At 38.3% G+C, this 7057-nt stretch carries 5 protein-coding genes and 1 pseudogene; 2 read left to right on the top strand and 4 right to left on the bottom strand.

Translation table 11 applies throughout. The features are described from left to right. Nucleotides 1-1229: 1229 nt before the first annotated feature. From AFK68_RS45585 to AFK68_RS17500, 4 genes are all read right to left on the bottom strand, one after another. On the bottom strand, nt 1230-3406 hold a 2177-nt coding region (locus AFK68_RS45585; protein WP_371357435.1), incomplete at its 3' end, for a bifunctional serine/threonine-protein kinase/ABC transporter substrate-binding protein. Nucleotides 3407-3523: 117 nt separating this feature from the next. Further along, nucleotides 3524-3697 carry a hypothetical protein gene (locus AFK68_RS17510; protein WP_210407468.1) on the bottom strand — a complete coding sequence of 58 codons (174 nt, stop codon included), beginning with the start codon at nt 3695-3697 and terminating at the stop codon, nt 3524-3526. Between the two features lie 205 nt (nt 3698-3902). Beyond that, nucleotides 3903-4037, bottom strand: coding sequence for a hypothetical protein (locus tag AFK68_RS43535; protein ID WP_256386598.1), 135 nt, complete (start codon nt 4035-4037; stop codon nt 3903-3905). 168 nt (nt 4038-4205) lie between these two features. After that, nucleotides 4206-5174, bottom strand: coding sequence for a DUF928 domain-containing protein (locus tag AFK68_RS17500; RefSeq protein ID WP_094673880.1), 969 nt, complete (start codon nt 5172-5174; stop codon nt 4206-4208). 232 nt (nt 5175-5406) lie between these two features. Here AFK68_RS17500 and AFK68_RS41960 point away from each other — a divergent pair. Both AFK68_RS41960 and AFK68_RS17485 read left to right on the top strand, forming a co-directional pair. Continuing rightward, nucleotides 5407-5924, top strand: a pseudogene (locus AFK68_RS41960) (IS5 family transposase); the annotation flags it as partial. A gap of 1 nt (nt 5925) precedes the next feature. Further along, nucleotides 5926-6581, top strand: a 656-nt coding sequence (locus tag AFK68_RS17485) for an IS5 family transposase (protein WP_168186525.1), incomplete at its 5' end; no start/stop codon positions are given. Nucleotides 6582-7057 lie beyond the last annotated feature (476 nt).

Below are 7057 nucleotides of genomic sequence, written 5' to 3'. Positions count from 1 at the left end.
CAAAATTTCACTATCCATCACCTCTGGTAGAGTGCTTCAGAAAATGAATTAATTATTACTTTATCCACAATAGAAGCAAAATTTCACTACTCATCACCTCTGGTAGAGTGCTTAAGAAAATGAATTAATTATTACTTTATCCACAATAATAGTGAGTTGTAGGAATAATATCATGTTCGGTAGTATCAGTGTAAAAAGCATAGAAACCGGGTTGATATTAAATGCCCCACCATATAACATCTACCTCCGAGAAACCCGGTTTCTTAAACACTGGAAATAAACTGATAACTGACTCCTGAATTTACTCCTCACATTCCAAAAGATTAAATTGACTAACAGGATAATCTAGAGGCAAAAACGTATAACCCAATGGCGAACAACTAGACTTAACAACCTCAGTAAAACTAATTCTTGATTCCTGCCGATCGCCATNGCCCCACCATATAACATCTACCTCCGAGAAACCCGGTTTCTTAAACACTGGAAATAAACTGATAACTGACTCCTGAATTTACTCCTCACATTCCAAAAGATTAAATTGACTAACAGGATAATCTAGAGGCAAAAACGTATAACCCAATGGCGAACAACTAGACTTAACAACCTCAGTAAAACTAATTCTTGATTCCTGCCGATCGCCATTCGGTAAAAAAGTTATCTCTCCCGTAGCACCGTAAGAACTAAAATTTTCAGCAGCCAAAACTTTTTGTAGACCAATACGATTTAATTCTTTCTGCTCCGGGAGTGACTCTAAAGCAGTAATCAAAGCCTGAACAGAATCATAAGCAAAAGCTGTACGCCAACTCACAGCACCACCCCAAAGTTCTTTTGCTTGCTGAGGAAAATCAAGATTAGGACTATTCAAACTGTGCCAAGGTGTAGCCACTATAAGATTTCTCTCCGCTTCGTCAGCACCAAACTTGAGAGCATAATCATTATAAAGACTATCTCCAGCAACGATCGGTAAATTCAACTGCCAATTTGCTTTTATTACCTCTATTCCCTTAGATAAACTGAAAATATCTGGTAATAATACTATAGCTGTAGCCTTTTGTTTCTCCGCTCTATCTATAGCAGCACTAGCATTAAAAGCAGTTCTCGATAAATCAAATTTCTCATCCAAATCTTTAACTATTTTGCCCCGACCTGCGGTGAAACTGACACTAAACTGATTCCTGAGAGATTCACTGTAAACATCATTAGGAATATGAAATAAAGCTACTTTTGGNGGTAATAATACTATAGCTGTAGCCTTTTGTTTCTCCGCTCTATCTATAGCAGCACTAGCATTAAAAGCAGTTCTCGATAAATCAAATTTCTCATCCAAATCTTTAACTATTTTGCCCCGACCTGCGGTGAAACTGACACTAAACTGATTCCTGAGAGATTCACTGTAAACATCATTAGGAATATGAAATAAAGCTACTTTTGGCTGTTCATCTTCAGATTGACTAATTAAGTAACTAGCCATTGCTTGAGCCATTGTCGCATCAGATGGAATCATCCGAAACAAAAAATTATTACGATTAGATAATGTAGAAGCATTAGCAGTAGGAGAAATTAATACCAGTTTATTTTCTTCATAAATTGGAGCTACTTCCATAGTAATTTGACTAGAAAGATGACCAACTACCGCTAAAACTTGACCAGTTGCAGCCAAAGCATTTGCTCTTCTCACAGCTTGTGTAGAAGAATTGATATCATCAGCAATAATCACAATTAAACCCTTACCTCCGAGCCAGCTATCACTTTGGTTAATTACATCTTGAGCTTGAGCAACTCCCCGCAATATTTCTAAACTATAGTTTAGCGATCTTGAATCACCAGTCATTGGTACTGCAACAGCTATAGTATAAGCTTCAGTATTGTTAGCAGCCAATTTAGCATTATTTAGGTAAATCAGAGTTTCTGGATCGTTAATTTGTTTTTTTCTAGCTGTTTCTAAAAGTGTGACTGCTTGAAGATAATTAGCATCAGCAAAAGCTTTAACTCCTTCTTCTTTGTCTGTTGTTGCCGAACCAGGAATTAGAATTTCTTCACCACAACTTAACTTGTCATCAAACTTTAAAGGGCAAGTTGTTGGTGCTTCAGGCAAGAAAGCAATGAAAACAGCTATTACTCCCAATGTGAATAGAGAAATTTTGCCTAACCATTTATTAGGTTGAGGTGTATTTTTTTGAGATTTACCCTTGAAATTAAGTAGCTTTGACTGGAGTAGTCGTGAATAAGACTGGTTTTCAGTTACAGGAGTGGGTTTTTGGTTTTGGGTGGGTTTAGGTTTAAGTTCAACTTCTGTTTCTGTTTCTACTTGTTGCTTACAGGTAGCAAGACGTTCGAGAATATCTTCGTTTGTTTGGGGACGACACTGAGGCAAATTAGTCATCATCTCATCAATTAAATCTGCCAACTCTTTTGAAATTTGAGTAGCATGGTCTCGCCACATTAATCTACCAGTTTGAGGTTCTGTGGGTAAGTTACTAGGATTTTCTGCTGTTAGTAAGAAAACTAGAGTCCGACCAATAGCAAAGACATCCGACTGTCTTGTTACTTTGCCTTCATATTGTTCTGGGGATGTATAACCTTGAGAAATAATTCCACTAACATTTTTGCCTTCTACTTGTCTTAAATATGTTTCTGTAACTTGTCTAGTAGCGCCAAAGTCAATTAAAGCTAGTTGACCCCACTCTTGTTTTTGGGAGTCTTCCTGATTTGCTGTCTGACTTTTTTTGTTCTCAACTTCGCTTTTGTCGCCCTCTGTTGCTCCAAGTGTTTTTGTATTATTTCCTAGTTGTGCAACATTTTTTGGAGTCAGTGAGATAGGAGCTAAATTTTTGGCTTCCCTAGCTTCTATATCTTTTGGCTGAACTTGACTACTATTTGACAAATTATCAGATACTATCTGTTGCGCAATAGTATTATTTTGGTTTTCCGCTGTAGAACGCAGAATGATATTTGTTGGTTTAATATCCCGATGGATGCAGTGATACTGATGGAGTTTGCTAATAATTTCTACTAATTGTGTTAACCAGGCGATCGCTTGCTCTTCTTCTATAGGTTCCCCCTGATTATTTTGTTCGAGCCAGTCAGATAAATTTATCCCCTCAATTTTTTCCATTACTAGACAGTGTAATGGCCCCACATCTTCTGTTGACTCAATAAAATATGCTTCTGGTCCCACTTCTGGTAATCCAAGATCGTGCAATTGTGTTAAAACATTTGCCTCTTGTTCAAACAGAGAAATGACTTGCTCCATTTCTTCATCATCTATTGCTTTTGGTACTTGCAATATTTTCAGAATTTTTCTTGTACCACCATCATCAACTTCCCAAGTTTGACCAAAACCACAGTCTCCTAGTAGTTTGATTGCCTGATAGCGGTCTTGTAATATTTGTCCAGGATTAATCATCAGTTATCAGTTAGCCTCTTGCAGAGGAACTAGGTTAACAGTTAGCCTCCTGGTGGAGGAACTGCGTTAACAGTACCTCCTATAATAGGGAGGCAAAAAAATCAGAAATTTCCTTTTTTATCCCCTGGCTAAAGCATACGGGAATCGAAGGCAATTTCTCATATCATGTCCGTTGGTATAGTCTTGTGTAAAAGTTGGGGAAATATCTACCTTATCCAAGATTTTTTCTTCTCTTACTACTTCTTCCTCTTTCCTTACCTTCTCACTTGCAATACCGATGCTACCAGACATGATATCATAAGGCATTAGAAGAGAAGGCTGGCGTCAATCTTGATATACAACACTTCCCGATGTTATGAGGTACACATTTGGCGAGCAAGATTTTGGCAACACAAGAGTTTTACTATTTCAACTTGTACCTCATTTGTCCGAAATCTGCTCTATCGGTTTAGCTAAAACACATTGACAACATATTTTGATTGCAGCAGGACTAAATTTATACCGTCTCAATAATTGGTTGAATGATGTTCCTCATTTTACCTGGCAGACTTTTGCCTTTTGCCTTCTCTAAAAGCTTGGGATTGATTCCTTCTACTCCATTCCAGTTGCCACAGACTTGACAGTAAGTCATTATAGTAATCCTAAATAGGTCGTGATCAATTAAAAAGTAGATAAAAAACTTGAAACTCCGGCCTGTTCGCTGTTCCCTGTTCCCTCCATACCTAAAAAGCAGTAAGATTTTTGCCACGAATATGCGGAGGATTGCTATATCTAAACATAATACAATTGATAACTCTTATTATACATCACCTAAATCACAACAATCTTGAATTGGTTCCTCACTCAAGTTATAAATAGACCGACTCAAATCACCTCCTTCAGATAAACTCTTCTCATATTTTTGTAATAAACTATTCCATCTATCCTTAACCTCTAAATCATCAGGATTACTCCGGCGTAAATTTCCTAACTCTGTAATAGTCTCATGCCACAAATCATTTTTTTCATAAATATCAATCTTGTCCATAACAGTTTCAGCAGACTCTAGCTCACTAATCAAACTATCATTTGCTGGCATCCTTTTCACCACTCCCTTAACTAACAACTCCTTGTCTCCACAATTCAAAGTAAATACCCAACTATAGGTTTGTAGATTATCCTCAGCCACTTTTAAAGGAGGGGCACTAGAGGGTAATTTAAAATTAATAAATCCTCCCTCCGATTTAATATTAAATTTAGTCTGATAAATTTGCTCCTCAGAATAATTATCCACTAAATTGAACTTAATATAACTGCTAGAACGAGGAACATACAACCAAAAATTCGGATGACTTGCCAAGGTTTTTTCCCATTGATTACGTTCATTAATTAATGCTAAAAAAGACTTTTCATTTTGAGCACAACTGCCACCGTTAGACTTCACCCCACCACGAGTACCCCCAGGAATTCTCCTACCATCTCGCATCTTAAGTTCTCTATCTCTATCCGCCACTTTATATTCAACAAAGCTTTGAAATTCAGAGATAGGAGGCTCTGCTGCTCTAACTTTTTCTGTGATAGGTAAGGCACTTTCCCATAGTTGAATAGCTTGCTTGTTAACCAGTTGTCGAAATACAGTAGTTTGCCGAAGAGGTCGATCAAATTCCTCTATTTTGCCAGACTGTTGCCCTAAAACAGATAGTTTCATTGTCCCCGCTACTGGTTGGAGTATCCCTACACTTAGTCCACAAATGCCAATAATAACAACACTAAATCCTTTGATTTTCATTATTTTTTCCCTTTTTCCAAAAATTATCCAAGTTTAGCCAAATTATAAGTCAAATCTAATTATTTTTCTACTATGCCCGATCGCTTACAACTGTTTTAAGAGCCATCTACTACCTCAGATTTGGCTTTAGCTTCTGGATCATATTTTGCAGAGTAGGAAGGCTTTGTTGCACAAAAGACGATGAGAGGGTAAAAATAGTAGAGTATGGCACAAAAAACTGTACCAAGTAGATATGAGTAAGTCTAAGTCCAAGTCTAAGTACCGAGTTAGCAACTGGTCTGAATATGATGCCTCCTTAAGGCAACGAGGAAGTCTAACATTTTGGCTTAATCAAGAGGTGATAGAGCAGTGGCTGAATCAGGAGAAAACAGGACGCAAGGGAGCATCCAATACCTACAGCAATGTAGCCATTGAATTAATGGCTACATTACAGTCCTTATTTGGCTTGGCTGGGCGACAAACAGAAGGTTTTGTGGCATCTATATTGGCCTTGATGGGGGTAGACTTACTAGTGCCAGACCACAGTACTTGATCTCGTCGCCTGAGCAAATTAAACATAGAGATACCAGTATTACCATCAACAGAGGCCATACACCTGGTAGTAGACTCTACAGGGGTAAAAGTATATGGTGAGGGAGAATGGAAAACCAGGCAACACGGTGTAGGTAAACGTAGAACATGGCGTAAACTGCATCTGGGAGTGAATCAGGCAACAGGAGAAATTGTGAGTGCGGTGGTAACAACTAACAANAATTAAACATAGAGATACCAGTATTACCATCAACAGAGGCCATACACCTGGTAGTAGACTCTACAGGGGTAAAAGTATATGGTGAGGGAGAATGGAAAACCAGGCAACACGGTGTAGGTAAACGTAGAACATGGCGTAAACTGCATCTGGGAGTGAATCAGGCAACAGGAGAAATTGTGAGTGCGGTGGTAACAACTAACAATGTTAGTGATGAGCAAGTATTTTCTGACCTACTAGAAATCAATGAAGGACAGATAGTTCAAGTTTCAGGAGATGGGGCTTATGATCAGCGTAAATGCTACGATGCTGCTAGCAAGCAGGGGGCAACACCAACAATACCACCACGAAAAGATGCCATAATATGGCAACATGGTAACTGTAAAGCAGCACCGCATCCTAGAGATGAAAATCTAAGACGAATAAGGAAAGTAGGACGGAAAAAGTGGAAGCGTGATAGTGGCTATCATCGACGTTCGTTATCTGTTTGCGTAGCATTCCGAAGGAAAACCACTATGTTTAGGCTCAAAGTGATATTCGGAGGTAAGCTACGAAGACGAAAATTCGACACTCAAGCAGTTGAATTATTTATACAATGTGCGATTCTCAACCGCATGATTCAAACTGGCTTACCAGAAAGTTACAAGGTAACTTTATAGTTATACCGCCACAAGGGGGTGATTTGGCGATCGCTACCTTCATGCAACAAAGCCGAGTAGGAATGATATCATGTCCGGTAGCATCGGTATTGTAAAAGGGTAAGAATTCAGAATGAGCGAATGAGCGAAATTTGGGATGAAAGCTTTAGTATTCTTGGAATTAAGGGTATTAACCCTGAAAGAACTTAAATTTCCTGTAGATATTCACCCTTTGGTTTACACAAACGATACCAGGGGACATGATATGAATGCCACTTTGTCAAGTTCTTTTGCTTTTTTGTACTTTTCAACTGCGGCCTCAATTTTTCCAACTCTAGCTAATTTTGTACCCTCCTCCATCAGCTTTTCTGCCTGAGCTAATGATTTTGCCCAAGTTAGTAAATTTACCGAATAATTAAGGTTTAAAGCCAACTAGATCAAGAGAAACAATGAATTTATTTTCCTTTTATTCAATCCTATCCGTTTTAGGGAGAGGT

It is taken from the genome of Hydrocoleum sp. CS-953, assembly GCF_002260545.1.
Lineage (GTDB): Bacteria > Cyanobacteriota > Cyanobacteriia > Cyanobacteriales > Microcoleaceae > Trichodesmium.
The sequence above is the reverse complement of the archived record's forward strand: the minus strand, read 5'-3'. Positions and strand labels throughout refer to the sequence as shown.

Excerpts from the sequence above, each read along its gene's own strand:
- AFK68_RS43535 (WP_256386598.1), bottom strand. The coding sequence starts at position 4,037 with ATGACTTACTGTCAAGTCTGTGGCAACTGGAATGGAGTAGAAGGAATC.
- AFK68_RS17510 (WP_210407468.1), bottom strand. The coding sequence starts at position 3,697 with ATGTCTGGTAGCATCGGTATTGCAAGTGAGAAGGTAAGGAAAGAGGAA.
- AFK68_RS17500 (WP_094673880.1), bottom strand. The coding sequence starts at position 5,174 with ATGAAAATCAAAGGATTTAGTGTTGTTATTATTGGCATTTGTGGACTA.